The organism is Aquitalea sp. FG25 (assembly GCF_057809375.1).
Genome location: NZ_JBMDJV010000015.1, coordinates 1 through 26264 on the forward strand (window position 1 = coordinate 1; position 26264 = coordinate 26264).

23 protein-coding genes are annotated in these 26264 nt (G+C 57.9%); 10 read left to right on the forward strand and 13 right to left on the reverse strand.

Going from position 1 to position 26264, the window contains the following annotated elements; all coding sequences use genetic code 11:
• Nucleotides 1-309: 309 nt before the first annotated feature.
• Complete coding sequence (locus ACODR9_RS14100) at nucleotides 310-1725, forward strand: exonuclease domain-containing protein (protein WP_488810033.1); 1416 nt, start codon at nucleotides 310-312, stop codon at nucleotides 1723-1725.
• A 3-nt stretch (nucleotides 1726-1728) separates the two neighbouring features.
• Here the strand turns inward: ACODR9_RS14100 and ACODR9_RS14105 are convergent, their stop codons facing one another.
• From ACODR9_RS14105 to flhB, 6 genes are read right to left on the reverse strand one after another with little or no spacing between them, the layout of a single operon-like run.
• Nucleotides 1729-2478: a flagellar motor protein gene (locus ACODR9_RS14105; RefSeq protein WP_159879118.1), complete on the reverse strand. Its 750-nt coding sequence runs from the start codon at nucleotides 2476-2478 to the stop codon at nucleotides 1729-1731.
• Between the two features lie 39 nt (nucleotides 2479-2517).
• Complete coding sequence (locus tag ACODR9_RS14110) at nucleotides 2518-3264, reverse strand: RNA polymerase sigma factor FliA (RefSeq protein WP_488810034.1); 747 nt, start codon at nucleotides 3262-3264, stop codon at nucleotides 2518-2520.
• Nucleotides 3261-4142: a MinD/ParA family ATP-binding protein gene (locus tag ACODR9_RS14115; RefSeq protein WP_488810035.1), complete on the reverse strand. Its 882-nt coding sequence runs from the start codon at nucleotides 4140-4142 to the stop codon at nucleotides 3261-3263. Before ACODR9_RS14115 ends, ACODR9_RS14110 begins: the two co-directional genes overlap by 4 nt.
• On the reverse strand, nucleotides 4139-5644 hold the full coding sequence (gene flhF / locus ACODR9_RS14120) for a flagellar biosynthesis GTPase FlhF (protein ID WP_488810037.1): 1506 nt from the start codon (nucleotides 5642-5644) through the stop codon (nucleotides 4139-4141). The genes ACODR9_RS14115 and flhF overlap by 4 nt, the downstream gene beginning before the upstream one ends.
• 6 nt (nucleotides 5645-5650) lie before the next feature.
• Nucleotides 5651-7735 carry a flagellar biosynthesis protein FlhA gene (gene flhA / locus ACODR9_RS14125; RefSeq protein WP_488810038.1) on the reverse strand — a complete coding sequence of 695 codons (2085 nt, stop codon included), beginning with the start codon at nucleotides 7733-7735 and terminating at the stop codon, nucleotides 5651-5653.
• Nucleotides 7736-7741: 6 nt separating this feature from the next.
• Nucleotides 7742-8908, reverse strand: coding sequence for a flagellar biosynthesis protein FlhB (gene flhB / locus ACODR9_RS14130; RefSeq protein WP_488810040.1), 1167 nt, complete (start codon nucleotides 8906-8908; stop codon nucleotides 7742-7744).
• Nucleotides 8909-9074: 166 nt separating this feature from the next.
• On the opposite strand from flhB, the gene ACODR9_RS14135 reads away from it, so the two are divergent.
• Both ACODR9_RS14135 and ACODR9_RS14140 read left to right on the forward strand, forming a co-directional pair.
• On the forward strand, nucleotides 9075-9869 hold the full coding sequence (locus ACODR9_RS14135) for a thymidylate synthase (protein ID WP_488810041.1): 795 nt from the start codon (nucleotides 9075-9077) through the stop codon (nucleotides 9867-9869).
• Nucleotides 9866-10360, forward strand: coding sequence for a dihydrofolate reductase (locus tag ACODR9_RS14140; RefSeq protein WP_488810043.1), 495 nt, complete (start codon nucleotides 9866-9868; stop codon nucleotides 10358-10360). Before ACODR9_RS14135 ends, ACODR9_RS14140 begins: the two co-directional genes overlap by 4 nt.
• A 74-nt stretch (nucleotides 10361-10434) precedes the next feature.
• Here ACODR9_RS14140 and ACODR9_RS14145 read toward each other — a convergent pair whose 3' ends face one another.
• The 3 genes from ACODR9_RS14145 to ACODR9_RS14155 form a co-directional block, all read right to left on the reverse strand.
• Nucleotides 10435-11106 (reverse strand): GntR family transcriptional regulator, encoded by a 672-nt coding sequence (locus ACODR9_RS14145; protein WP_488810044.1) that lies wholly within the window; start codon nucleotides 11104-11106, stop codon nucleotides 10435-10437.
• Between the two features lie 441 nt (nucleotides 11107-11547).
• Nucleotides 11548-12249 (reverse strand): bifunctional 2-polyprenyl-6-hydroxyphenol methylase/3-demethylubiquinol 3-O-methyltransferase UbiG, encoded by a 702-nt coding sequence (gene ubiG, locus ACODR9_RS14150; RefSeq protein ID WP_488810045.1) that lies wholly within the window; start codon nucleotides 12247-12249, stop codon nucleotides 11548-11550.
• 3 nt (nucleotides 12250-12252) lie between these two features.
• The gene (locus ACODR9_RS14155; RefSeq protein ID WP_488810046.1) at nucleotides 12253-13572 is read right to left on the reverse strand and encodes a TRZ/ATZ family hydrolase; all 1320 of its coding nucleotides are present in this window, start codon (nucleotides 13570-13572) and stop codon (nucleotides 12253-12255) included.
• 275 nt (nucleotides 13573-13847) lie between these two features.
• Between ACODR9_RS14155 and ACODR9_RS14160 the strand changes: the two genes are divergently transcribed.
• Complete coding sequence (locus tag ACODR9_RS14160) at nucleotides 13848-16634, forward strand: EAL domain-containing protein (protein ID WP_488810048.1); 2787 nt, start codon at nucleotides 13848-13850, stop codon at nucleotides 16632-16634.
• Nucleotides 16635-16703: 69 nt separating this feature from the next.
• On the opposite strand, the gene ACODR9_RS14165 is transcribed toward ACODR9_RS14160, so the two are convergent.
• The 4 genes from ACODR9_RS14165 to ACODR9_RS14180 form a co-directional block, all read right to left on the reverse strand.
• On the reverse strand, nucleotides 16704-17540 hold the full coding sequence (locus tag ACODR9_RS14165) for a hypothetical protein (protein WP_488810049.1): 837 nt from the start codon (nucleotides 17538-17540) through the stop codon (nucleotides 16704-16706).
• 252 nt (nucleotides 17541-17792) lie between these two features.
• Nucleotides 17793-19301: a lysine--tRNA ligase gene (gene lysS, locus ACODR9_RS14170; protein WP_488810050.1), complete on the reverse strand. Its 1509-nt coding sequence runs from the start codon at nucleotides 19299-19301 to the stop codon at nucleotides 17793-17795.
• 122 nt (nucleotides 19302-19423) lie between these two features.
• A protein-coding gene (prfB, locus tag ACODR9_RS14175; RefSeq protein WP_488810051.1) for a peptide chain release factor 2 occupies nucleotides 19424-20531 on the reverse strand; the annotation gives its coding sequence in 2 pieces (ribosomal slippage) (nucleotides 19424-20446 and nucleotides 20448-20531; 1107 coding nt in all).
• Nucleotides 20532-20642: 111 nt separating this feature from the next.
• A complete protein-coding gene (locus ACODR9_RS14180) occupies nucleotides 20643-21623 on the reverse strand; it encodes a malate dehydrogenase (protein ID WP_488810052.1) in 981 nt (326 codons plus the stop codon).
• 205 nt (nucleotides 21624-21828) lie between these two features.
• Here ACODR9_RS14180 and ACODR9_RS14185 point away from each other — a divergent pair, with 205 nt between their 5' ends.
• The 6 genes from ACODR9_RS14185 to ACODR9_RS14210 all read left to right on the forward strand — a co-directional run bounded on the left by ACODR9_RS14185 (nucleotide 21829) and on the right by ACODR9_RS14210 (nucleotide 26241).
• Nucleotides 21829-22563 (forward strand): GntR family transcriptional regulator, encoded by a 735-nt coding sequence (locus ACODR9_RS14185; RefSeq protein ID WP_488810053.1) that lies wholly within the window; start codon nucleotides 21829-21831, stop codon nucleotides 22561-22563.
• 224 nt (nucleotides 22564-22787) lie between these two features.
• The gene (gene sdhC / locus ACODR9_RS14190) at nucleotides 22788-23162 is read left to right on the forward strand and encodes a succinate dehydrogenase, cytochrome b556 subunit (RefSeq protein ID WP_045845607.1); all 375 of its coding nucleotides are present in this window, start codon (nucleotides 22788-22790) and stop codon (nucleotides 23160-23162) included.
• A complete protein-coding gene (sdhD, locus tag ACODR9_RS14195) occupies nucleotides 23156-23500 on the forward strand; it encodes a succinate dehydrogenase, hydrophobic membrane anchor protein (protein ID WP_089085070.1) in 345 nt (114 codons plus the stop codon). The genes sdhC and sdhD overlap by 7 nt, the downstream gene beginning before the upstream one ends.
• Nucleotides 23500-25272, forward strand: a complete 1773-nt coding sequence (gene sdhA / locus ACODR9_RS14200) for a succinate dehydrogenase flavoprotein subunit (protein ID WP_488810054.1) — start codon at nucleotides 23500-23502, stop codon at nucleotides 25270-25272. Before sdhD ends, sdhA begins: the two co-directional genes overlap by 1 nt.
• 13 nt (nucleotides 25273-25285) lie before the next feature.
• On the forward strand, nucleotides 25286-25996 hold the full coding sequence (locus ACODR9_RS14205) for a succinate dehydrogenase iron-sulfur subunit (RefSeq protein ID WP_045845610.1): 711 nt from the start codon (nucleotides 25286-25288) through the stop codon (nucleotides 25994-25996).
• A complete protein-coding gene (locus tag ACODR9_RS14210) occupies nucleotides 25993-26241 on the forward strand; it encodes an FAD assembly factor SdhE (protein WP_045845611.1) in 249 nt (82 codons plus the stop codon). Before ACODR9_RS14205 ends, ACODR9_RS14210 begins: the two co-directional genes overlap by 4 nt.
• Nucleotides 26242-26264: the final 23 nt, after the last annotated feature.

Here is a 26264-nt window from a genome sequence, read left to right on the forward strand (position 1 = left end):
CGCCCGACCCTTTGGTTCGTAGCCAAATACTCTATCCAACTGAGCTACGGGTGCACTGTCTCAAAAAACGTTTCGTCTTTCGAGAGGGCGAACTATACCGATACGTATTTTTGGTGTCAACACTTTTGCACTATTTTTTTCGGTAGTCTGGCTTGTCGGCTGGGGGCTACTGTTGCAGGCGGCACAGTATTAACGGAATGGCTGCATCGGCAAAGCGGGTGGCACGGTGTTAAGATGCAGGCTTACCTGCCAGGCCGCCGCTTGTCTTCTGGGCTGGCCAACCTTTGATGAATTTTCCGACGAGATTGCATGCTGTTTGATATTCCCTGGGCCATAGTCGATCTGGAAACCACCGGCGGCCATATCGGCCGCGATCGCATTACCGAAATCGGCCTGATTCTGTTGGATGGCGAGCAGCAGCAACGTTACCAGACCCTGGTCAACCCTTTGCAGCCTATTCCGCCCTTTATCGAGAACATGACCGGCATCAGCAATGCCATGGTGCAGGATGCCGCACCTTTCAGTGCCATTGCACAAGACTTGCTGCCCATGTTGCAAGGTCGTTTGCTGCTAGCGCATAACGTGCGTTTTGATTATGGCTTTTTGCGCAACGAGTTCCGCCGTGTCGGCCTGCGCCTGCAGAGTGCCACGCTGTGCACGGTAAAGTTGTCGCGTCGTTTGTACCCGCAGCATTTCAAGCACAATCTGGACAGCATCATCCAGCGCCATGGTTTGCAGCTGACTGACCGGCACCGGGCGATGGCGGATGCCGAAGCCCTGCTGCTGTTCTTGCAGTCGGCATGTGCTGAACTGGGGGAGGATGCGGTGAAGGAGGCTATCCGGCAGGTGATGGCGCAGCCCGAACTGCCGCCGGGGGTGGATGCCGTGCTGGTGGATGACCTGCCCGATCTTCCCGGGGTATACACCATCTGGGGCGAGGATGAGCAGGCCCTGTATGTGGGCCGGGCCAGCAATGTGCGTGGCAAAGTGGTTTCGCAACTGGCGCAGGACGGGAAGTATGGCAAAGAGCCGGCCATTCAGCGCCCGGTTGGACGCATCAGCTGCCAGGAAACCATTGGCGAACTGGGCGCTGCGCTGCTTGAGCAGCAACTGCTACGTCAACTGAAGCCTTTTTACAATCATCGCAGCCGCCTGGTGAGTGAAGTTTGTTCCATTCAGCTGGATCACAGCCAGGGCGAGTTTGTGCGCCCGGTCATCGTGCATGCCGATCAGCTGGATTTCAGCCGTACTGCAGACTTGTACGGCTTGTTCCGCAGCCCGAAGGAAGCGCGCAAGGTGCTGGCCGAGATTGCCACTGGCAATGGTTTGTGTCAGTCCGTGCTGGGTGTGGAAGCAGTAACCAGCCGCAAGGGGGCAGCATGCGTGGCGCTAAAGGGTGGACGCTGCCGTGGTGCTTGCGTGGGACGCGAGCCGGCTCCTTCGCACAATATGCGGCTGATGCAGGCGCTGGCCCGTATTCGGGTGAAAGCGTGGGAGTATCCCGGTCCGCTGGCGGTGGTGGAAAGCGATGAGGTGACGGGCGCCGCTGTCGAGCATGTGTTTGACCGCTGGTGCTATCTGGGCTCGCGCAAGGTGGGCGAAGCAGGCTTGCAAGGCAGGCCCAGCTTTGATATCGATACCTACAAATTGCTGGACGCCTACCTGAAGAAGCCGGTAGCAGGCAGCAGCCTGCGTTTGTTGCCGCCTGAAGATCTGTCGAGTTGACGCTTACTCGTGCATGGCCTGGAAGCTGCGCAAGCGGCTTTCGATGATGCGCGGGTTTTCGCCGTTGGCAATCGCCACCAGGCCTTCCACCACCATTTCCTTGAGCGCGATTTCAACCGCCACCAGATGCTTGAGCTTGTTGGCCACCGGCAGAAAAAACAGGTTGGCCGAGCCAACGCCATACACGGTGGCGACAAAGGCCACGGCAATGCCAGCCCCTAGCTTGGAGGGGTCGGACAGGTTTTCCATCACGTGGATCAGGCCCAGCACCGCGCCCAGAATACCCATGGTGGGGGCGTAGCCGCCGGCGGATTCCCATACCCGTGCAGCCTGTTTGCGTGCATGTTCGAACATGCCGATTTCCACTTCCATCACCCCGCGCAGCACATCGGGCTCGGCACCATCCACCACCATTTGCAGGGCTTTTTTGGTGAATGGGTCTTTTTGTTGGGTGACATAGCCTTCCAGTGACAACAGGCCACCACGACGGGCGGTCTGGCTCCAGTTGACGACCTCGCGGATCAGTCTTTCGTTATCCTGTGGCGGCGGCTGGAAAATCCACTTGATCATGCGCATGCCGGCAACAAACTGCTTGGGTGTGCTTTGCAGCATGACAGCGCTCATGGTGCCGCCAATGACAATCATGAAGGCAGTCAGTTGCAGCAGGGAGCCGATATTGCCCCCTTCGATGGCCTGGCCTGCAATGATGGCTGTCAGGCCCATGACAATGGCGATGATGCTGATCTTGTCCACGCTTGATTCCGTTATCGTTATCCGGGCAGGCCGGTGGCTTTACAGCCATTCCTTCATCTTGGCCCTGATACGGGCAATGGCCTGGGTGTGCAGCTGGCAGACGCGGGATTCAGACACCTCCAGCACCGCACCGATTTCCTTCAGGTTCAGTTCCTGCTCGTAGTACAGCGCCATGACTAGCTGGTCACGTTCTGGCAGGGTCTTGATGGCATCCACCAATGCCTGGCGGAAGTCGCCGTCGGCTAGCACCTGCAACGGGTTGGGTGCATTACTGTCCTCGATATTGGCAATGGCATCGTTAAGGGTTTCGCCTTCACCATCCGAGAAGTCTTCAAAATGCACCAGGCTCAGCCCTTTGCAGTCGCCCAGCATGCCCTGGTAATCGTCCAGCTCCACGCCCAGTGCGGCAGCAATTTCCGACTCTAGCGGCGCGCGGCCCAGCAGTTGCTCCAGCTTGTTGATGCTGTCTTCTATCTGGCGGGCCTGCCGCCGTGCCTGGCGTGGCAGCCAGTCTTCACGGCGCAGTTCGTCCAGCATGGCGCCACGGATGCGCTGGCTGGCAAAGGTTTCAAATTGCACACCTTGCAGCGGGTCGAACTGACGGGCGGCATCGATCAGACCGATGATGCCTACCTGTACCAGATCGTCCATTTCCACGGATGCGGGCAGGCGAGCCATCAGCATGCCGGCCAGTTTTTTCACCAGCGGCAGATGCTTCTGTACGTCAATTTCCGGTTGCGAGACTGCACCGGCATAGCCTTTGCGGCGTAGGGACGGCAATGTCATCGTCGTTTTGCTCCATCAGCCTCGGCCCAGTCACGCGAGGTGGCGATCAGCATGTCCATGAAGCCAGTATCGTTGCGTTCGGTTTCCGGGCTGTCCCATTGGGGGAGTACTGCAGCCAGTTGGGCAAAGGCTGCCGCAGCTTCGCTATCGGGAAAGGCATCCATCAGCGGGCGGCGCAGGGCCTGGCTGCGGCGCACGGCATTGTCAGCCGGGACAAAACCGACCCAGCGCAGCGAGACACTGAGAAACTCGCTGGTGACAGCCGCCAGCCGGTTGAACAGATCGCGCGCTTCTTCCAGATGGCGTACCCGGTTAACCAGCACATTGAAGCGCTGACGGCCAAAGCCGCTGGACAGGCGCTTGATGTTGGCATAGGCGGTGGTCATGGAGTCGGCAGCGGGGCTGATCACCAGCACCAGATTGTCTGCCACGCTGGCGGGGACAGGGTCGGTAGAGGTGACCGGGACATCGATCATCAGTACGGTGCTGTCCCGCTCCAGTGCGGCAAATTCGCTGCCCAGGCGCAACCAGAGCTGGGCAGAAAACAGGGCGCGTTCTTCTGGCCGGGCATACAGGTTGATCAACTGAATGCCCTGGCGCGAGATAGTCATCATTTCATCCAGCCCGCCCACACTGACCATCTGGCTTTCCAGCGTGGCGGTGGTGGGGGTGCCTAGCCTGCGTGCCTGTACTTGGCCCAGGCTGCAATCCACCACCAGCGGGCGGTGACCTGCATAGGCCAGGCCCAGCGACAGCTCGGTAACCAGGGTGCTGGCTCCGGCCTTGTCCGAGCCGATGAAGGCAAAGCTGGGTGCCCGGCCTGCTTTGGCTGTCAGCCGGCGCAAACTGGCGGCCTGATCCTGTAGGGCGCTGTTCATTGCCAACTGGCCTGTGCGGAATTCATGATGGACAGCTCGTCTCCCTGCAGGCTGAACGGCGAACCTGGTTGCGGCGCGCGCAGGGCGCGGTCTACCAGGAAGGCGGCATTGGCAGAGTGCAGGTCTTCCGGTACGCGCTGGCCATTGGTGATGTAAAACAGCTTGAGGCGGTTACGGATGATGACATCCATGCTTGGCCCCATGCTGACGGCTTCGTCGATTTTGGACAGGATGCAACCGGCCAGGCCGTTGCCACGGTAATGGCGCACCACGTCTTCCAGCGTGTGGCCGTCGGCATTGGCAGCCAGCAGCAGCAGGCGTTCCACCTGGCGGCCCGCGCCACGGAACATTTCGATCTGGCCGGTGACACGTGCGTCGCGCTGGCTCATGCCAACGGTGTCGATGAATACCAGGTGGCGATTGGACAGGTCGGCCAGCGTCAGTTGCAAATCACCTTCGTTCTGGATAGAGAACACCGGGATGCCCAGAATCTTGCCGTAAATGCGCAATTGGTCCTGTGCGCCAATCCGGTAGCTGTCGGTGGTAATCAGCGCCACATGCTGCGCGCCAAAGCGCATGGTGGCATGCGCGGCCAGCTTGGCCACCGTGGTGGTCTTCCCGACGCCGGTAGGGCCGACCAGCGCATACACGCCGCCCTTGTCCATGATGTCGTGATTGGCATCGGCGCACTTGAGGTTATGCATCAACGCCGAGCGTGCCCATTTGATGGCGATATCGCCTTCATACTGGGCAGGCATTTTTTCAATCAGCTGGCGGATCAGGTTGGCAGAGAAGCCCATGGCCAGCAGGTGCTTGAACAGCTCGATGCGGTTGGGTGTCTTGCCTTCCATGTCCGACCAGGCAAAGCTGGCCAGTTGGCTTTGCAGCAGGCTGCGCAGCAGCTTGATTTCATCACCAATCTGCTTCAGTTCCTGCGCCATGACTTCCGGCTCTTCTTCAGTTGGTGCCGGCTTGCTGCGTGGCGGTGTTGCATGGCCGTTGCTGGCCGGGCCTGCGGCCACGGTCTGCATCTTGACCAGCGACTCCGGCACCATGCTGGCCGGCGCTGGGGCCGGACGTGATGGCGGTGTCTGCGGGCTGACGTTGAAGCTGACCGGCGTAGCATCGGCCAGCGAGGGTTCGATGCGCTGCTGCGGGCGTGCTGGCGGGCTATCTATGCGTTGTGGCGACGGGCTTTCCAGTGGCTCCACCGGCATGGCATAGGTACGGGCAATGGCACGGTTGGTGGCTGCTGCGGGGTTGGCCGGGGCAGGGGGAACCGGACGGCTGACCGCAGGCGCATTGCGGGCCGGGTGCTTGCTGCCGGGTGTGGACAGATTGGTGGCCAGGTTGGCGACATCTGCATCCGCCACGGCCATGATCTCTACACCGCCCCCCATTGTCGGGCGATTGGACAAGATGAGGGCGTCGGCACCCAGTTCCTCGCGGACCTGTCTGAGTGCATCACGTGTGGTTTTTCCGAAGAATTTTTTTACCACCATTTGCTATCAGCCCTTGCTTCCCCCAATTACCGCAATTATACGAATGGATTTATTGTCAGGTACTTCATTATGCGAGATCACACGCAGTTGTGGGAGTGCTCTTCTCAAGAATCGTGCCAGAAGGGGCCTTAAACCCGGCGGCGTCAGCAATACCGGATTGTAACCTTGAATTTCCACCTGCTCGGCCTGTTGTGCTGCACTCGATAGCAGGTTTTCCGCCAGACCGGGTTCCAGGCCGCCGCCAGTTTTGGAATTAACCGCCTGCGACAGTACGTTTTCCAGTGCCGGGTCCAGCGTCATCAGCGGCAGTTCGGTTTCGCCGGGGAACAACTGCTGCACGATGACCCGCGCCAGCGCGGTGCGGACTGCCGAGGTCAGATCGTCCACATCCTGGGTACTGCCGATATGGTCGGCCAGGGTTTCCAGAATGGTGCGGAAGTCGCGGATGTGGATGCCATCGGTCAGCAGCTGCTGCAATACCTTCTGCAAAATGCCGATCGGAACAATCTTGGGTACCAGGTCTTCCACCAGTTTGGGCGATTCCTTGGCCTGATGGTCGATCAGCGCCTGCACTTCCTCGCGGCCCAGTAGTTCTGCCGCGTGGGTTTGCAGCAGGTTGGAAATATGGGTGGCGACCACGGTGCTGGAGTCCACCACGGTATAGCCCATCTGCTGGGCTTCTTCGCGCCGGGCAGCGTCTATCCATACCGCAGGCAGGCCAAAGGCCGGGTCGGTGGTGGGCGTACCCGGCATGGTGCCATTTACCCGTCCGGGGTTGATGGCCAGATATTGGCCGATATACGCCTCGCCCTGACCGATTTCCACACCCTTGAGCAGGATACGGTAGGCATTGGGCTTGATTTCCAGATTGTCGCGAATGTGGACGGCAGGCACCAGAAAGCCCAGCTCCTGAGCAATCTTTTTGCGGATGCCGCGAATACGGCGCAAGAGTTCGCCATCCTGGGTGCGGTCCACCAGCGGAATCAGTCGGTAGCCCACTTCCAGCCCCAGCGCATCCACGTGCTGTACGTCGTTCCAGCTGACTTCGGCCATGGGCTGGTCGGGCGGGGCGGCTGCCTGTGCCTGTTGCTGGCTGGCTTGCACTGCCGCCGCTTTTTCCTTCTTGTCCATGGTCCTGCCCAGAAATCCCAGCAGGCTGGCAATCAGCAGGAAAGAGAGGTGCGGCATGTTGGGAATCAGGCCGATCATGCCGATGACGGCTGAGGTGATGTACAGCACTTGCGGCTTGGCAAACAACTGGCCGAAGAACTGCTCCGACATGTCTTTGTCGGTACCCACGCGCGATACCACGATACCGGCGGCGGTGGAGATGATGAGGGCGGGGATCTGTGCCACCAGGCCATCACCGATGGTAAGCAGGGTATAGGTCTTGGCGGCAGTACCGGCATCCAGGTCGTGCTGCACCACGCCGACGATCAGGCCGCCGACAATGTTGATCACGATGATCATGATGCCGGCCATGGCATCGCCGCGCACGAATTTGGAGGCACCGTCCATGGAGCCGAAGAAGTTGGCTTCCTCGGCAATGGTGGCGCGGCGCTTGCGGGCGTCATCTTCGCCGATCAGGCCGGCGTTGAGGTCGGCGTCGATCGCCATCTGCTTGCCGGGCATGGCATCCAGGGTGAAGCGGGCCGACACTTCGGCAATCCGGCCAGCACCCTTGGTAATCACCACGAAGTTGATGATGGTGATGATGACAAACACCACGATACCGATGGCAACGTTGTCGCCGATCAGGAAGTGGGCAAAGGATTCAATCACTTTGCCGGCGGCATCCGGGCCGCTGTGGCCTTCCAGCAGGATGACCCGGCTGGATGCCACGTTCAGCGACAGCCGCAACAGGGTGGTTACCAGCAGCACAGACGGAAAGGAGGAAAAATCCAGCGGCTTGCGCACATTAATGCCCACCAGCAGCACAATCACCGACACCGCAATATTGAAGGTAAAGAACATGTCCAGCAGCACCGGCGGCAACGGCAATACCATCATCGACAGAATGAGGATGATGAGAATCGGGCCGGCCAGCTTGGTGACGTTGAACTGCTTCAACTGGGTGAGGAAATTATCCATCCGGAATTATGGTCTCGCTTTCGGGGCCGCATCTTGCTGGCGTTTGCTTTCCGGGTCAAGGTCGGCGGGGACTTCCAGCTGGTCCGGGTAGACCGGAGCCAACCCGCCATTGTACTCGTAGGCGCGCAACTGGTAGACATAAGCCAGGATCTGCGCTGCGGCAGTATACAGCCTGGCGGGGATTTCCCGGCCCAATTCGCCATGGAAATACAGCGCACGGGCAAAACTGGGCGAACGCATCACGGTGACCTTGTGTTCCTTGCCGGTGGCAATAATCTTTTCCGCCAGCTTCAGCGTGCCCATGGCCACGATTTCCGGGGCCTGCATGCCTTCTTCGTACTTCAGTGCCACCGCATAGTGGGTCGGGTTGGTGACAATGACATTGGCTTTGGGGATTTCCTGCATCATGCGCTTGCGGGCTGCCTCGCGCTGCAACTGACGGATACGGCCCTTAACCTCGGGCGAGCCTTCCATTTCCTTGTATTCCTGCTTGATCTCTTCCTTGGTCATACGCAACTGCTTGTGGTAGTTCCACAGCTGGAAGGGCACGTCGATCACCACCAGCATCAGCATGCCAGCGGTGACGATGAAAAAGGTGCTGATCAGCATGTCGGTCATTTTGAGGATGCCGGCTTCCAGCGGCATGGACAGCAGGCCGAGGATGTCGGTGCGCTCACTCCAGATGATCCACACGGCCACGCCGCCTATCAGCATGCTTTTGAGAATGGCCTTCAGGCCTTCGGTGGCGGCGTTGAGCGAGAAGATGCGCTTGATGCCGCTGGCCGGGTTCAGCTTGGTCAGCTTGGGTTCCAGCGGGGCCAGGGTGAAGTTCCAGCCGCCAATCAGGATGGGCGTGGCCACGGCCACGATGGCCAGGCCCCCGAAAATGGGCAGCAACTGCCATAGCATGCCGAACATGGCTTCCTTGAAGCGGATGATGGCTGGCTCGGCTTGCTGCACGGTGTGCTGATCGAATATCAGCAACTGTTTCATCATCACCATCAGTGACGTGCCCAGCTTGCCCCCCAGTGCCATCAGCAGGGCAACTCCGGTCATGGTGACGGCGAAGGTGGACAATTCCCGTGAGCGCGGAATATTGCCATCATCCCGCGCGGTTTGCAGCCGTTTGGCTGACGCGGGTTCGGTCCGTTCGAGATCGGAATCTTCTGCCATTGAGCCCCTGTTTTCTGACGTTATATTTTAAAGCGGATGGTAGCGTATGCCGGGGGCGGCAGGCCAGCCTCTTTTGGCTTGTGGTTATTGGCGTTGCCGGTAGGAAGGGCTGTGCTGGGGGACAGGCTAAGGTACAATCTGGCGATTAATCTTGATGGATGGCAGCATGCAACAGTACCTCGATCTGATGCGCCATGTGCTGGAACATGGCCATGACAAGTCCGACCGCACCGGCACCGGCACCCGTTCGGTGTTTGGCTATCAGATGCGCTTTGATCTGCAGCAGGGTTTTCCGCTGATCACCACCAAGAAGTGTCACCTGCGTTCCATCATTCACGAACTGCTGTGGTTTCTGACCGGCGATACCAACATCCGTTATCTGAAGGAGAACGGGGTGTCGATCTGGGATGAATGGGCCGATGAAAACGGTGACCTCGGCCCGGTGTATGGCTATCAGTGGCGTAGCTGGCCGGCCCCCGATGGCCGCCATATCGACCAGATCAGCAATGTGGTGGAGATGATCAAGCGCAATCCCGATTCGCGCCGTTTGATTGTGTCGGCCTGGAACCCGGCGCTGGTGGATGAAATGGCGCTGCCGCCTTGCCACAGCCTGTTCCAGTTTTATGTGGCGGACGGCAAGCTGTCCTGCCAGCTGTATCAGCGCTCGGCGGATATTTTCCTGGGGGTGCCCTTCAATATCGCCTCCTATGCCTTGCTCACCATAATGGTGGCGCAGGTGTGCGGGCTCAAGGCGGGTGATTTCGTGCATACCCTGGGTGATGCGCATTTGTACAGCAACCATCTGGAGCAGACTCGTCTGCAACTAAGCCGAGAACCGCGTCCGCTGCCGCAAATGAAGATCAACCCGGCAGTGACCGACCTGTTTGCCTTCACCTTTGATGACTTCACGCTGGAGGGCTACGACCCGCACCCGCACATCAAGGGAGCGGTAGCCGTATGAGCAAGCCTGTACTAACACTGGTGGCGGCCAAGGCCCGCAACGGGGTGATCGGCATCAACAACACCTTGCCCTGGCATTTGCCGGAAGACCTCAAGCATTTCAAGGCCGTGACCTTGGGCAAGCCGGTGCTGATGGGCCGTAAAACCTATGATTCGATCGGGCGTCCCTTACCCGGACGGCGCAATATCGTTATCACTCGCCAGGCGGATTGGCAGGCTGACGGGGTCGATGTGGCTCACTCGCTGGAGCAGGCGCTGATAATGGCTGCCGGTGTTGACGAGGTCTGTCTGATAGGTGGTGCCGATTTATACCGGCAAGCCATGGCGCTGGCGGACTGCCTGCGCTTGACCGAGATTGACGCTGCTTTTGACGGCGATGCCTATTTTCCTGAGGTGAGTGCTGCTGACTGGCAGGAAGTGACGCGCAGCAGTTTCACCAGCGACAAGGGCCTGGAATATGCTTTTGTCGATTACCAGCGCAAGCCGGGCTGAACAGTTGCCATGCCAAGCAAAAGGCCGCTCGATGAGCGGCCTTTTTTGCATTGTGAGCAGCTTGTGAGCAGGGTTCAGCCAGGGCTACCGGCCAGCGCTTCTGCCGATTGCTGCGCCAGCTTGCTGTAGTCCTGGCCAAATTCCGCCACCATGATGCGCAGGCGGGTGGTGTCGCGCGCGATGATGGTCTTGAGCAGGTCATCCAGGAACTGCTGGGTGCGATCCATCTGCGAACGACCGGCACGCAGGATGGCATACAGGCAGCGCTGGGTGAGTGGCAGCAGGTCTTGCAGGGCGGCACTCATATAGCGGTTGCTGGAAAAGTCGTACAGTGCGCGCAAAAATTCCACGCCGCAGTCAAAGTAGGCTGGCATGTCATCCTTGCGATGGCATTCGTCCAGTGTTGTCATCAGTTCGAAGAACCGGGCCAGATCGTCGTTTTTCCAGTTGCTGGCAAGATTGCTGACCACACGGTCCAGCAACATGAACCACAGCTCAAAGAAGTCACGAACATCCGTGCTGGAAATACTGGATACCATCGCCCCACGGCGCGGATAGATTTCCACCAGATGGCGGCGTTGCAAAATCAGCAGCGCTTCCCGTACCGAGCCACGGCTGACTTCCAGTTCGGCGGCAATGCGCAACTCCTGAATCCGTTCACCCGGTGCCATTTCACCCTGGATGATTTTTTTACCGAGGTATTGGGCGATTTGCTCGGTGAGCGAATCGTTGGCCTTGAACGTCATCAGTGTCTCCATTATCGAATATTATTATTTTCATATATATTGGCGGGTTCGGCAATTGGAATGTGGAATTGTCTGGCAGTCAGTTTGTTGCGCATGATGGGAGTGTAAGGAATTTACTGTTGCATTTTTTGGATGGATCCGGCTTTCTGCAGGGAAATCCCTTGTAATAATTTCTGATTTGGTTTTATCATTCGAACGCTTGTTTGAAAATCACTGACACGAGGAATGGGGCTTTCAAACTCGCACTGAGGCCAGCAGTGCTACGTGTGCGTGGCAGTGTGTGTTCTCACAATCTAGCGGGTTGTTTACCGGTCCTGGACCGGGGGATGATTGGGGGCCTTCGCGGTGGCGAAGGCCTTTTTTTATGTGTGCTGCTGCCGGAAAAAGAAAGCCCCTGGCCGGCATCAAGCGGGGCAGGGGCTGGTTGCAGCGCGCTGTGACTTACAGTACGGCGCGACGTGTGGCCATCAGGTAATTGACCTGGGTGTCATCCCCCAGCGCATAAATGCGGGTGAGCGGGTGATAGCTCATGCCGCTGACGTTGGTGATCTCCAGCCCGGCATTGCGCGCCATGCGTGACAGTTCGGATGGTTTGAGGAAGCGGGCATATTCGTGGGTACCGCGCGGCAGCATGTTCAGCACGTACTCGGCACCGACCACCGCCAGCAGATAGGCCTTGGCATTGCGGTTGAGGGTGGAAAAGAACACCCAGCCGCCCGGCTTTACCAGGCGGGCGCAGCTGCGTACCACGCTTTCCGGGTCCGGCACGTGTTCCAGCATTTCCATGCAGGTCACCACATCAAAACTGCCTGCTGATTCGTCGGCCAGGTCTTCCACCGCTATGCAGCGGTATTCCACGGCCACTCCCGACTCCAGGCTGTGCAGCTGAGCCACTTTCAAGGACTTCTTGGCCAGATCGATGCCAGTTACTTGCGCGCCGCGCAGGGCCATGCTCTCGGCCAGAATCCCGCCTCCACAGCCCACGTCCAGGACTTTGAGATCCTTGATGCCAGCAAAGTCATCGATATAGTCCAGTCGCAGCGGGTTGATTTCATGCAGCGGCTTGAATTCGCTGTCCTTGTCCCACCACTTGTGGGCCAGTTGGCTGAATTTGTCGATTTCCAGATCGTCTACATTGCTCATTGCTTACCTCGCCAGAATACGGTTGCGCCAGTCTTCACCACGCGCCTTGAGAGCTGTTTCGTCCAGGGTGGTCAGTTGACGCTGGGCGAGCAGGGCACGGCCCTTGACCCAGACGTGGCTGACTTGCTCGCGACCGGCCGCATACACCACGTGCGATACCGGATCAAAAGCCGGTGCGGTTTCCAGGGCCGACAGGTCGATGGCGATCAGGTCGGCCTGCTTGCCTACCTTGACCGAGCCCACCTTGTCGGCGATGCCCAATGCCTTGGCACCATTGAGGGTGGCCATGCGGATGGCGGTGGCGGCAGGCACTGCGGTTGGGTCCAGCGTGCCCACCTTGGCCAGCAGGGCGGCCAGACGGGTTTCGGCCAGCATGTCCAGCTTGTTGTTGGAGGCGGCACCATCGGTACCAATCCCCACGTTGACGCCAGCAGCCAGCAAGGCCGGTACCGGGGCAATGCCGGAGGCCAGCTTCATATTGGACGCCGGGTTGTGGGCAATGGAAATGCCATGACGGGCTGCGGCTTCAATTTCTGCGCTGTCCAGATGCACCATATGTGCGGCAATCAGTCGCGGGGTGAGCAAGCCCAGTTTGGCCAAACGGGCCAGCGGGCGTTGCTGGTGTTCGGTCACGCTACCGGCCACTTCGTCCGCCGTTTCGTGGATGTGGCAGTGAATCAGCATGTCCTCGCGTTCGGCCAGTTCCACCACCTTGCGGAAGGTGGTGTCGGATACGGTATAAGGTGCATGCGGAGCCAGGGTGAAGGTAATCAGCTCCTCGCCCAGGAATTCCTTGCGCTCGCTCAGGCCCTTGCTGATGTATTCATCCGCGTTGCCGCCGTAGTTGGTGGGGAACTCCAGAATGGAACAGCCAACAAAGGTACGCATGCCTGATGCCAGGCCGGCACGGGCCATGGCGGCATGGTAGAAGTACATGTCGTTGATGGTGGTGGTGCCGCCGCGAATCATTTCGGCCATGGCTAGGCTGGCACCATCGAACACGAAGTCATCACGCACATGCTTCGCTTCAGCAGGCCAGATGTGGTTGTTCAGCCAGTCCATCAGCGCCTTGTCGTCAGCCAGTCCGCGCAGCAGGGTCATGGCGGAGTGGCCATGCAGGTTGATCAGACCGGGCATCAGTACGTGGTTGCCAAGGTCGATTCTTTCTGCAGCGACCAGGCTAGCGCACTGTGCGCTCGGCAGGATCTGGGCTATCCTGCCATCCTTGATGGCAATGGCATGGTTTTCCAGTACTTCGCCATCCTGCTCCACAGTAATGATCCAGCGGGCTGAAATAAGGGTGTCATATTGCATGTGTGACATCAGGGGCAATTCCGGGTAATTCTGAATGGGGAGGATTGTAGGCTGCTGTTATGGGCATGGCAAATTGGCTTGCCGGCAGTCTCTTTCGTTGTAGAAACTGTCATTTGCATAAAAAAATCGCTTATAACGGAGTAATGTCTGCCTTATCATGCGGACAGTTCTGGCAGCCTGTCTTGCACAATAATCGAAGCACCGAATTTTGATAGCGGATATTCCGCGCCATTAACGCTTTTTGACCACCAATACCGATGGCATCCCAAGAAGAAAAGAACCCAGTGACCTCAAGCCTTTCGCTCCGCGCAGTCTTCCTGATTGCGGTGGTACTCGGCTTGCTCATTCCCGCCTCCATTATCAGTTATCTGAGTATTAATATTCAGCGGGACAATCTGACGGCCCAACTGGAGACCGACGAGAAGCGCCTGCTGGATATCGTGGCGCTGGGCATGCAGGAACCGTTGTGGAACCTGAGTCGCCAAGCAGGCAGCCCGCTGATTTCTTCGGTAATGGAAGATGCGCGCGTGGTTTCCATCCGGGTGACCGATACCCAGTCCAACCAGGTTTTTCTGTCGGCTCTGCGCAGTGAACGTCGCGTGGGCGGCGTATCTTTCGTGCAGAAGCCGGTGATTTACCGGGGTGAAGAAATCGGCCAGGTGACGCTGGAGTTCGACACCGAGCATCTGGCCAATGCCCTGCACAATCAGGTGAAGAACATCCTGCTGATATTGGTAGCCCAGCTGGTGCTCTCCATTTTGCTGATCATGAGCATTCTGCATTCGCGGTTTCTGCGCCCCATGCACAGCCTTACCGAACAGGCTACCCAGCTGGCAGAACTCAAGCTGGAGTCGCCTTTCTACTGGGCAAGGCGCGATGAGATAGGCAAGCTGGGCAAGCATCTGGAGTGGACGCGCTCCGAACTCAAGCGGCTGATTGACGAATTGCGTGCCAAGACCCTGGCGCTGGAGGCAGACATTGCCCGCCGCCGCGAGGTGGAAGATGCGCTGCGCCGTTCGGAAAACAAATACCGTGAATTGTTCTGGTCCAATCTGGACGGCATCGTCATCAGTTCGCTGGACGGCCAGGTAATGGATGCCAACCCGGCCTTCCTCAACCTGATGTGCTACAACCTGGACCAGCTCAAGCAGCAGAATTTCTGGTCACTGGTGGGGCAGGAGAGCGAGGCGCTGGAGCGTTTCAATCTGGACAACAAGGTACTGCGGTTCGGGTATTGCGATGAATTTGAAGCGGTGTACATGAACCGCTTTGGCAATCATGTGCCGGTCAGCGTGAAAACCGTGGCCATGCGTGACGCTTTTGGCCGCATCAACGCGGTATGGCGCATGGTGCGCGACATTTCGGAAAAGCGTGCAGCAGAAGAGCGGGTGCAACTGGCGGCCAAGGTGTTCGAGAACACCGTGGAAGGCATCATGATTACCGACAGCGAGAAGCGCATTCGCAGTGTGAACAAGGCCTTTACCGAAATTACCGGTTACGCCCAGCAAGAAGTGCTGGGACAGAAAACCAGCATTTTGTCATCCGGGCGGCATGATGAGGTGTTCTATGCCGGTATGTGGCAGGCGATCGACAATCAAGGCTCGTGGCAGGGTGAGATCTGGAACCGCCGCAAAAACGGTGAAATTTATCCGGAATGGCTGGCCATCAATGCCGTGCGTAATCCCTTGTCTGAAATCACGCACTATGTAGCCATTTTCAGCGATCTGACCGAACGCAAGGCCGCGGATGAGCGCATCCAGTTCCTGGCGCACTTCGACGTGCTCACCAGCCTGCCCAACCGTGCCCACATGCACGACCGGGTGGAACTGGCCATCCACAATGCCTGCCGCGATAACGAGCAGATGGCCTTGCTGCTGCTGGATCTGGACCGCTTCAAGACCGTTAACGAGTCGCTGGGGCACTCTGCTGGCGATATCCTGCTGCAAGTGGCTGCGGATCGTATCAAGTCCTCACTGGCGGCGGGCGAGACGGTGGCACGTCAGGGTGGAGACGAATTCATCATCCTGCTGCCAGCCATTTCCGACCCGAGTGAAGCCGCGCTGGCTGCCGAGCGTATCCGTGAGTCATTCAATGCGTCGATTGAGCTGCACAATCACACCATTACCATTACCATTACGCCATCCATCGGGATCAGTGTGTACCCGGATGATGGCCGTGACTTTGAAACACTGGTGCGTAATGCCGATGCGGCGATGTACCACGCCAAGTCGTCAGGCCGTAACAGCTACAAGTTCTACACTGCTGATCTGAACGCCCGCGCCCGTGAGATTCTGGCCATCGAAAGCCAGCTGCGCTTTGCGCTGGAACGCAATGAATTCATCCTGCATTACCAGCCGCAGGTCGCCATGGCCGATGGCCGCATTACCGGTGCCGAGGCGCTGATCCGCTGGAATCACCCGTCATTGGGCATTCTGGGGCCGGCGCGCTTTATCGAAGTCGCCGAGGAGCGTGGTTTCATCGTACAGATCGGTAACTGGGTAATCCGTGAAGCTTGCCGTCAGCTGGCTTTGTGGCATAGCCAAGGCCTACCCAAGATGTCATTGGCCATCAACCTGTCGGCCTTGCAGTTCCGCCAGCAGGATCTGGCTGAGGTGTTGGAAAGAGCCCTCAGCAGCCATGGTCTGTCGGCTGACATGCTGGATGTGGAAGTAACCGAAAGCGTGATTATGGAGGACGTTACCAGTACGCTGCAGGCCATCGATACCATCAAGGGCATGGGGCTGCAGCTGTCCATTGATGACTTTGGTACTGGTTATTCCAGTCTGTCCTACCTCAAGCGCTTTAAGGCGGACAAGCTGAAAATCGACCGTTCATTTGTGCGCGACATCCCGAATGATCTGGATGATTCGGCCATTGCCCGTGCCATCATTAATATGGCGAAGAACCTGAACATGCAGGTGGTGGCTGAAGGGGTGGAAACCATTGATCAGTGGCGCTTCCTCAAACAGGAAGGTTGTGACCTGATCCAGGGTTATCTGCTGGCCAAGCCGATGCCGCCTGAGGATTTTGCTGTTTTGCTGGCGAAGGGAACGCTGTTGCCGGGGGAATAGTGCGGGTGTGATCGTGCAGGGGTAACAAGAAAAACCGCAAGGAGAGCGTCCTTGCGGTTTTTTTACAGCTTAGAATGCGTAGCCGATGCCTACGCGATAGATGGAGTTCTTGGTGGTGCTATTGGGCTCGTAATAGCCATAGCCGCTCAGATCACTGATGCCGTAAGAATAACTTTCATGGCTGTAGCTGATCTTGCCATGGAAGCGCTGGCTGAAAGCATAGTCGGCACCAAGGCCATAGCGCTTGAAGGTGGAGTTGCCCAGCGAGGCCTCTGGCAGCGTGTAGTGATTGGTGGAGATTTTTGACTGGAAGGTGCGGCCATAGAACAGATCCGCGTTCAGAACCAGCTTGCTGGCCGGTGCAGCCTGCAATAGCAGACCCAAACCACCATAGTTATGGCTGTAGGTTTCATCCTGGGTGGCAGACAGCCCACGTTCCCAGCGGTGGTGACCCAGTTCAATATATGGGGTCAGCATGGTCTGCTTGGACATGCTGAAGCCCTTGCCATAGCGGGCACTGTAGTTATAGATATGCGCAGTGCTGCTTGATTTGAGCGAACCGTAGCCGGCATTACTGTTGATGTACGAACCCACGTAATCGGTATTGCCGTTGCTGTAATTGAAGTCGAACTGCAGGTAGTCATTACCCAGCGCCCAGTCGGACATGGATGTGGCACTCAGGCCAAAACCGGGGATATTGCCGTTTTCCGTATCCAGTAATCCCGGAGCTGATCCATGGCTGCCACCGGTTTCCGCATAGTCCATTTTGGTGTTTTGCAGATAGAGCGCGTACTGATTATTGGCAGCGAGAATGTCGGCAGAGCCCGCTGAACTTTTGGCGGCAAAGGCCGGGGTGACAAGACAGGCAGCAGAACAAACAGCAAGGGTAGTGTGCAGAATACGCATACGGATCATTCACTTTCGGAGTTGACTTGTTTTTGGGATCGGCATTGTAAAAACCAATGGCATGCACAAGAAAGCAGTGTCTTCCTTAGCCTTATTGTGAATTGACATGCATAACATTGGTTTTTAAACCAATGGCATTTTATGTTGATTGCCATGGTCTATTCAATTGTTGCGATCAGAATATGGGTAAATAAAAAAATGGCCTTGTCGGATAACAAGGCCATTTGCTTTTTCTGCTGGAGATAAGGCTATTTATTCTGGGCGCATCTGCGGGAACAGGATGACGTCGCGGATGGACGGCGCGTCGGTCAGCAGCATCACCAGCCGGTCGATGCCGATACCGCAACCGCCAGTCGGCGGCAGGCCGTATTCCATGGCGCGGATGTAGTCGGCGTCATAGTGCATGGCTTCGTCGTCGCCAGCATCCTTCTGGGCTACCTGGGACATGAAGCGGGCGGCCTGGTCTTCCGGGTCGTTCAACTCGGAGTAACCGTTGGCGTGTTCACGGCCCACGATGAACAGCTCAAAGCGTTCGGTGATGGACGGATCAGCATCGGAACCACGGGCCAGCGGGGACACTTCCACCGGGTAGTCGATGATGAAGGTCGGGTTCCACAGCAGGCCTTCGGCACATTCTTCAAACAGGGCCAGTTGCAGGCTGCCCAGGCCGGGTGCCGGCGGCAGCTTACCACCCAGACGCTTGATCTCGGCGGCTACCCAGGCTGCATCGGCCAGTTGTTCGTCGGTGTACTGCGGGTTGTAGTGCTTGATGGCGCCCACGATGGTGAAGCGGTCGAACGGTTTGCCCAGTTCCACTTCCTTGCCGTTGTAGCTGATGGTGGTGCTGCCACAGACGGTTTCGGCGCAGCGACGGATGATGTTTTCGGTCATCTCCATCATGCGCTGGTAGTCGCTGTAGGCTTCGTAAAACTCGATCATGGTGAACTCGGGGTTGTGGCGTGTGCTCATCCCCTCGTTACGGAAGTTGCGGTTGATTTCGAACACGCGTTCCAGACCACCGACTACCAGACGTTTCAGATACAGTTCCGGCGCAATGCGCAGGTACAGCGGCATGTCCAGCGCGTTGTGATGGGTAACAAACGGCTTGGCGGTGGCACCACCCGGGATGGGGTGCATCATCGGGGTTTCCACTTCCAGATAGCCTTCACCCACCATGACGTCGCGGATCTTCTGCACGATTTGCGAGCGCTTGATGAAGGTGGTGCGGCTTTCTTCGCTCATGATCAGGTCGGCGTAGCGCTGACGGTATTTTTGTTCCTGATCGGTCATGCCGTGGAATTTTTCCGGCAGCGGGCGGATGTTCTTGGACAGCAGGCGTACTTCGCTGGCCTGTACCGTCAGCTCGCCGGTTTTGGTCTTGAACAGCACGCCACGGATGGCGATGATGTCGCCCAGGTCGAAGTGCTTGAACTCGGCGTGTTCGGCTTCGCCGACACCATCATTGGCGATGTAAGCCTGGATGCGACCGCTGCCATCCTGCAGGGTGGCAAAGCTGGCCTTGCCCATGACGCGCTTGAGCATCATGCGGCCGGCAACGGCAACCTCGATCTTCTCGGCTTCCAGCGCTTCCTTGTCTTTACCCGCGTGTTTTTCCTGAAGATCCTTGGCAAAGTGGCTGCGTTTGAAATCGTTGGGGAAAGCGACGCGTTTTTCGCGGATGCTCTTCAGCTTCTGGCGGCGTTCCGCCATGATCTGGTTTTCGTCCTGACTCAGGGATGATGCTTGTTCACGTTCAGACATGATGACTCCGTTGACTACTGCGGTAAGGGCAGGGGGCCATTCCCCCGCCAGGCCTCATCGGCCAACAATTAAGGTTTTACGCTGCTGTAATACAGGCCGGCAGCGCATGCCGGCCCGGACGTTTACACGCCCTGTTTCAGACTGGCTTCAATAAAGCCGTCCAGGTCGCCATCCATGACGCCCTTGATGTTTCCCACTTCGTAGCTGGTGCGCAGGTCCTTGATGCGGGACTGGTCGAACACGTAGGAGCGGATCTGGTGACCCCAACCCACATCGGTCTTGGTGTCTTCCAGCGCCTGCTTGGCTTCGTTGCGCTTTTTCAGTTCCAGCTCGTACAGTTTGGCGCGCAGCATTTGCATGGCTTCGTCGCGGTTACGGTGCTGCGAGCGGTCGTTCTGGCACTGCACCACGGTATTGGTGGGCAAGTGGGTGATACGTACGGCCGAGTCGGTCTTGTTGATGTGCTGACCACCGGCACCGGAGGCGCGGTAGGTATCGATACGCAAATCAGCCGGGTTGATGTCGATCTCGAAGCTGTCGTCCACTTCCGGGTACACGAATACCGAGGAAAACGAGGTGTGGCGACGGGCATTGGAGTCGAACGGCGACACACGCACCAGGCGGTGTATGCCCACTTCGGTACGCAGCAGGCCGTAGGCGTATTCGCCTTCGATCTTCAGCGTGGCGCTGCTGATGCCGGCCACTTCGCCTTCGGATACTTCCAGCACGTCTACCTTGAAGCCCTTGCGCTCGGCATAGCGGGTGTACATGCGCAACAACATGCCGGCCCAGTCCTGCGCCTCGGTGCCACCGGCACCGGCCTGGATGTCCAGGAAGCAGTTGTTCGGGTCCATCGGGTCGTGGAACATGCGGCGGAATTCCATCTTGGCCACTTTGGCCTCGACTTCTTCCATGTCGGACTGCACGGCGAGAATGGTTTCGTCATCCTCTTCGCTCTTGCCCATTTCCAGCAGTTCACGGCCATCGGCAATGCTGGCATTGATGCTGTCCAGCACCAGGACCACGTCTTCCAGTTGCTTGCGTTCGCGGCCCAGTTCCTGGGCGCGCTTGGGGTCGTTCCAGATATCCGGGTCTTCGGTGAGGCGGCTTACTTCTTCCAGACGGTCTTTTTTACCGTCGTAGTCAAAGATACCCCCGAATATCGGCGGCGCGTTCGGCCAGGTTTTCAATCGTGGCCGCGATCTGGTTCAGGACTTCAACTTCAATCATGCTCTTGCTCCAGTTTGCAGTCTGTATTAGTAAATTCAAATATGCTTGGTGGTATTGATCAAACACAAAAAGCGCACCAGTTGGTGCGCTTTTCGCTGATCTGGCTAATGATTAGCCAAACAGATGAGCGACAGCTGCGCGCTCTTCTTCCAGCTCGGCCAGGGTGAAGTTCATGCGTTCGCGGCTGAACTCGTCCACTTCCAAGCCTTGAACGATCTTGTATTCGCCATTTTCGCATACAACCGGGAAGCCGTACATCACGCCTTCCGGAATGCCGTAGGAGCCGTCAGACGGAATACCCATGGTCACCCACTTGCCGTTGCTGCCCAGCACCCAGTCGTGGATGTGGTCGATAGCAGCGTTGGCAGCGGAAGCAGCGGAAGACAGACCACGCGCTTCGATGATGGCAGCGCCACGCTTGCCAACGGTCGGCAGGAATACGTCACGGTTCCAGGCTTCGTCGTTGATCATGGCTTTTACCGATTGGCCATCGATGGTGGCAAAGCGGTAGTCAGCGTACATGGTGGGGGAGTGATTGCCCCAAACAGCCAGGTCCTTGATGGCGGCAACCGGCTTGCCAGTCTTGGCAGCGATCTGCGACAGGGCGCGGTTGTGGTCCAGACGCAACATGGCGGTGAAATTATTCGGGTTCAGGTCCGGAGCGCTCTTCATGGCGATCCAGGCATTGGTGTTGGCCGGGTTGCCTACCACCAGAACGCGGACATTGCGGTCGGCGTGGTCGTTCAGTGCCTTGCCCTGAACGGTGAAGATGGCGCCGTTGGCTTCCAGCAGGTCCTTGCGTTCCATGCCTTTGCTACGCGGACGAGCACCTACCAGCAGGGCGACTTGAGCGTCCTTGAAAGCGACGTTCGGATCGTCGGTGGCAACCATGCCGGCCAGCAGCGGGAAGGCACAGTCTTCCAGTTCCATCATCACGCCCTTAACGGCGGTCTGGGCTTGCGGCAGGTCGAGCAGTTGCAGGATGACCGGCTGGTCTTTGCCCAGCATTTCACCACTGGCGATACGGAACAGCAGGCTGTAGCCGATCTGACCAGCAGCACCGGTAACGGCAACGCGAACGGGAGCTTTCATTGGTGGACTCTCCTTTTAGATATCCGAGACTGTCTCAAACAGCAGATGTTGCTCTGCACTATAAGTGTGGAGCGAGTGTATCACGGAGTGTAGACCATGTGGGGCTGGAATCCCCATCAGAAATTCTGATATGCTGGTTTTGCTCTTGTGTCTTATATAAGACATGTCTTTACGCTTGATTTATTTGATGATACAAAGCCACTACATGATTGCAAATGCTCCGCGCCGCCAGCCCCTTTATGTACAGATCAAGCAGTTTTTACTGCGACGTATCGCGGAAGGCGAGTGGCTGGAACATGATGCGCTACCCAGTGAATGGGATCTGGCTGATGAGATGTCAGTCAGCCAGGGAACAGTGCGTAAGGCGCTGAGCGAATTGGTGGCGGATGGCCTGCTATACCGCCAGCAAGGCAAGGGGACGTTTGTTGCTCCGGTGCTCAGTGACTGGGGTAATGCCTTGTTGCAATCACCTGGCGTGTTTGATGAAGTGCCGGATCGTTTGAGTTGCGAATTTCTTGCCATATCACGCATGAATGCCAGCGACGACATGGCGGTGGCCTTGCAGCTGCGCCGTCATGCACCGATGTTCCGGGTACGTCAGCTGTGGCGTGGGCAGGGCAGGCCGGTGGCATTGGACGAGGCCTATCTGCCGGCAGAGCGCTTTGATGGCATGGAGGCGCGCTGGTTTCGTTCGGCAGCCGGAGTGTATGCCACCTTGCAACAGCGCTTTGGTGTAAGAGTGGTGGAAAGCCGTGAGCAGTACCGTGCAGTTATGTTGCCGCGCGAAGATGCGAGTTTGCTGGGTTTGTCCGGCGCTGCGTTGGAAGAACCGGTATTGAGTGTGCTCAGACTGACCTTTTCGTCAGTTGGGGAACGAGTTGAATGGCGGCAGCGCTACTGCCTGAGTCGTGATCTGGCGCTGCTGCAAAAGGGCTGTTGATGTCGCCTGCTGGCATGGGATTGTCGTTTGTCCGGCAAAAAACGGGCAGCAGGCAGGTGATTTTTGCTAGAATTTCCAGATCATATTGCCCTGCAGCATCGGGCAGCATGATGTTAAGTATTGAGGGGGACCACCCGGTTTCTACAAGGGCGGACCTTTCAGGCGGGCTTCCAGACAGGGGCCCGGAGATAACCACTTGGTTCAAATACATCCAAGGAAGCCATATGCAGAAGCAACGACCGAAGCACCTGGATCTGGCCACGATCAGACTGCCCATCCCGGGCATCGTCTCGATCTTGCACCGGGTCAGTGGTGTGGCGCTCTTCTTTTCCCTCCCGCTGTTGATCTACCTCCTTCATGGTTCGCTCAGTTCAGCAGAGTCCTTTGAAACCTACCGTGCCGTAGTCGCGCACCCGCTGATGAAGATCATCCTCATCGGCTTGCTGTGGGCCTACATGCATCACTTCTGTGCCGGTATCCGTTTCCTGTTCCTGGATATCCATAAGGGTCTGGAACTGCAAACCGCTCGCGCTACCGCCAAGACCGTGGTGGTGGTGAGCCTGGCTCTGACGCTGATTCTGGGAGTAGCTCTATGGTAAACCGCTCTGTCATCGGCGCTCACTACGGTTTGCGCGACTGGGTCATGCAGCGCGTGACGGCCACCATCATGGTGATCTATACCGTAGCACTGGCACTGTTCCTGCTGACCATGCCGTCCAGCTATGCAGGCTGGAAAGACTTCTTCGCGCAAACCTGGGTGCAGGTGCTGACCCAAACCACACTGTTGGCAGTATTCCTGCACGTATGGGTGGGCATTCGCGATGTGTGGATGGACTACATCAAGCCGACCGGCCTGCGCCTGGCGCTGCACTCCTTCACCATCGTGTGGCTGGTGTCCTGTTTCATCTATTCCGTTAAAGTTGTCTGGGGGCTGTAATGGGCGTACCTGTTCGTCATTTTGATGCAGTAATCGTTGGCGCAGGTGGTGCCGGCATGCGTGCCGCCCTGCAACTGTCCGAAGCTGGTCTGAAGACTGCCGTCCTGTCCAAGGTATTCCCCACCCGCTCGCACACTGTTGCCGCGCAAGGTGGTGTGTCCGCCTCGCTGGGTAACTCTGAGGAAGATCACTGGACCTGGCATATGTACGACACCGTAAAGGGTTCGGACTGGCTGGGCGACCAGGACGCCATCGAATTCATGTGCCGCGAGGCACCGAAGGTGGTGACCGAGCTGGAACACTACGGCATGCCGTTTGACCGCAACGCTGATGGCACCATCTACCAGCGTCCGTTCGGCGGCCACATGTCCAACTTCGGTGAAAAGCCGGTGCGCCGCGCCTGTGCTGCCGCCGACCGTACCGGTCATGCCATGCTGCACGCGCTGTATCAGCGCAATGTGCGTGCCAATACCCACTTCTTTGTAGAGTGGATGGCACTGGACCTGATTCGCGATGCTGACGGCAATGTGCAAGGCGTGATCGCCATGGAAATGGAAACCTCGGAAATCGTGGTATTCCAGGCCAAGGCCACCTTGTTCGCTACCGGTGGCGCCGGTCGTATCTATGCTTCTTCCACCAATGCCTTCATCAACACCGGTGATGGCCTGGGCATGGCCGCACGTGCCGGCATCCCGCTGGAAGACATGGAATTCTGGCAATTCCACCCCACTGGCGTTGCTGGTGCCGGTGTACTGATTACCGAAGGTGTCCGTGGCGAAGGCGGCATTCTGCGTAACAGCGCAGGTGAACGCTTCATGGAACGCTATGCGCCGAATGCCAAGGATCTGGCTTCGCGTGACGTGGTGTCCCGTGCCATGGTGACCGAGATCAACGAAGGCCGTGGTTGTGGCCCGAACAAGGATCACGTGCTGCTGGACATCACCCACCTCGACCCCGAAGTGATCATGTCCAAGCTGCCGGGCATCCGTGAAATTTCCATCAAGTTTGCCGGTGTGGACCCGATCAAGGCCCCGATCCCGGTGGTGCCGACCTGCCACTACCAGATGGGCGGTATCCCCACCAACTTCCACGGCGAAGTGGTAGTGGAAGGCAAACCGGTACATGGCTTCTACGCCGCTGGCGAATGCGCTTGTGCTTCGGTACACGGTGCCAACCGCCTGGGTACCAACTCCCTGCTCGACCTGCTGGTATTCGGCAAGAGCTCGGCCAACTCGATGATCGACTTCATCAAGACCCAGCCGCTGGAATTGCCGGAACTGTCGACTGCCGATGTTGAGCGCTCGGTAGCCCGCGTGGAACGTCTGAACAAGCAGACCAACGGCGTGGCTGTCAACGATGCCCGCAGCGCCATGCAGCGCACCATGCAAGCCCACTGCGGTGTGTTCCGCTTCAAGGACATGCTGGCCGAGGGTGTTGAGAAGATCCTGGAAGTGGAAAAAATGGTTCAACAGACCGAAATTTCCGACAAGTCCAGCGTGTTCAACATGGCTCGCATCGAAGCACTGGAGCTGGAAAACCTGATCGAAGTGGCCAAGGCCACCATGATCTCGGCCAATGCCCGTACCGAATCGCGTGGTGCCCACGTGCGTGACGATGCACCGGATACCGCAGAAACCCCGAACGGTCGTGACGATGCCAACTGGCTGAAGCACACCCTGTGGTCGCGCGACGGCAACCGTCTGGACTACAAGCCGGTGAACCTGAAACCGCTGACTGTCGACACCATCGCGCTGAAGACACGTTCCTACTAAGGGCTTGAACAAGATGACTACTGAAACCGTCAAATTCCGCATCTACCGTTACGATCCGGACAAGGATGCCAAGCCCTACATGCAGGACATCAGCGTGGAGCTGGATTCCACCGACCGCAAGTTGCTGGATGCACTGACCAAGCTGAAGGTGAAGGACGACACCATCACCTTCCGTCGTTCCTGCCGCGAGGGCGTGTGTGGCTCTGACGCCATGAACATCAACGGCAAGAATGGCCTGGCCTGTCTGACCGATTTCCGCGACCTGAAGCAGCCGATCGAGCTGCGTCCGCTGCCGGGCCTGCCGGTGGTGCGCGACCTGATCGTGGACATGACCCAGTTCTTCAAGCAATACCACTCGATCAAGCCGTATGTGATCAACGACACGCCGCCGCCGGAACGCGAGCGCCTGCAAAGCCCGGAAGACCGTGAAGAACTCAACGGTCTGTACGAGTGCATTCTGTGCGCCTGCTGTTCCACCAGCTGCCCGTCGTTCTGGTGGAATCCGGACAAGTTTGTTGGCCCGGCCGGCCTGCTCGCCGCTTATCGCTTTATTGCCGATACGCGCGACACCGCCATCAACGAACGTCTGGACAATCTGGAAGATCCGTACCGTCTGTTCCGTTGCCACACCATCATGAACTGTGTCGATGTCTGCCCGAAGGGCCTGAACCCCACCAAGGCAATCGGCAAGATCAAAGACCTGATGGTTAAGCGTGCAGTATGACCGCCTACGATCCGATTGAACTCAAGCGGATCCGTTGGCGGTCCCGCCGGGGCTTGCTGGAGCTGGATCTGGTGCTGGAGCGGTTTTTTGCCCAGCGCTTCGATTCACTCTCCCCGGCGGAGATCGACGCCTACAAGCGTATTCTCGATTTGCCCGACACCGACTTCCTGGATGTGGTGAACGGCAAGGCTGACCTGGACGACCCGGAAGAAGCCGCCATCATCGAGATCCTGCGCTCGGTTTGAGTTGCAGGCTGCAGGACCCAAAA

Bases quoted from the DNA above. Each gene is read 5' to 3' on its own strand.
- lysS (WP_488810050.1), bottom strand. From the start codon at position 19,301: ATGTCTGAACGTGAACAAGCATCATCCCTGAGTCAGGACGAAAACCAG.
- ACODR9_RS14185 (WP_488810053.1), top strand. From the start codon at position 21,829: ATGATTGCAAATGCTCCGCGCCGCCAGCCCCTTTATGTACAGATCAAG.
- ACODR9_RS14165 (WP_488810049.1), bottom strand. From the start codon at position 17,540: ATGCGTATTCTGCACACTACCCTTGCTGTTTGTTCTGCTGCCTGTCTT.
- ubiG (WP_488810045.1), bottom strand. From the start codon at position 12,249: ATGAGCAATGTAGACGATCTGGAAATCGACAAATTCAGCCAACTGGCC.
- sdhD (WP_089085070.1), top strand. From the start codon at position 23,156: ATGGTAAACCGCTCTGTCATCGGCGCTCACTACGGTTTGCGCGACTGG.
- flhF (WP_488810037.1), bottom strand. From the start codon at position 5,644: ATGGTGGTAAAAAAATTCTTCGGAAAAACCACACGTGATGCACTCAGA.
- ACODR9_RS14145 (WP_488810044.1), bottom strand. From the start codon at position 11,106: ATGACGTTCAAGGCCAACGATTCGCTCACCGAGCAAATCGCCCAATAC.
- ACODR9_RS14210 (WP_045845611.1), top strand. From the start codon at position 25,993: ATGACCGCCTACGATCCGATTGAACTCAAGCGGATCCGTTGGCGGTCC.
- flhB (WP_488810040.1), bottom strand. From the start codon at position 8,908: ATGGCAGAAGATTCCGATCTCGAACGGACCGAACCCGCGTCAGCCAAA.
- ACODR9_RS14155 (WP_488810046.1), bottom strand. From the start codon at position 13,572: ATGTCACACATGCAATATGACACCCTTATTTCAGCCCGCTGGATCATT.
- sdhA (WP_488810054.1), top strand. From the start codon at position 23,500: ATGGGCGTACCTGTTCGTCATTTTGATGCAGTAATCGTTGGCGCAGGT.
- flhA (WP_488810038.1), bottom strand. From the start codon at position 7,735: ATGGATAATTTCCTCACCCAGTTGAAGCAGTTCAACGTCACCAAGCTG.
- ACODR9_RS14140 (WP_488810043.1), top strand. From the start codon at position 9,866: ATGAGCAAGCCTGTACTAACACTGGTGGCGGCCAAGGCCCGCAACGGG.
- sdhC (WP_045845607.1), top strand. From the start codon at position 22,788: ATGCAGAAGCAACGACCGAAGCACCTGGATCTGGCCACGATCAGACTG.
- ACODR9_RS14100 (WP_488810033.1), top strand. From the start codon at position 310: ATGCTGTTTGATATTCCCTGGGCCATAGTCGATCTGGAAACCACCGGC.
- ACODR9_RS14110 (WP_488810034.1), bottom strand. From the start codon at position 3,264: ATGACATTGCCGTCCCTACGCCGCAAAGGCTATGCCGGTGCAGTCTCG.
- ACODR9_RS14135 (WP_488810041.1), top strand. From the start codon at position 9,075: ATGCAACAGTACCTCGATCTGATGCGCCATGTGCTGGAACATGGCCAT.
- ACODR9_RS14115 (WP_488810035.1), bottom strand. From the start codon at position 4,142: ATGAACAGCGCCCTACAGGATCAGGCCGCCAGTTTGCGCCGGCTGACA.
- ACODR9_RS14180 (WP_488810052.1), bottom strand. From the start codon at position 21,623: ATGAAAGCTCCCGTTCGCGTTGCCGTTACCGGTGCTGCTGGTCAGATC.
- ACODR9_RS14205 (WP_045845610.1), top strand. From the start codon at position 25,286: ATGACTACTGAAACCGTCAAATTCCGCATCTACCGTTACGATCCGGAC.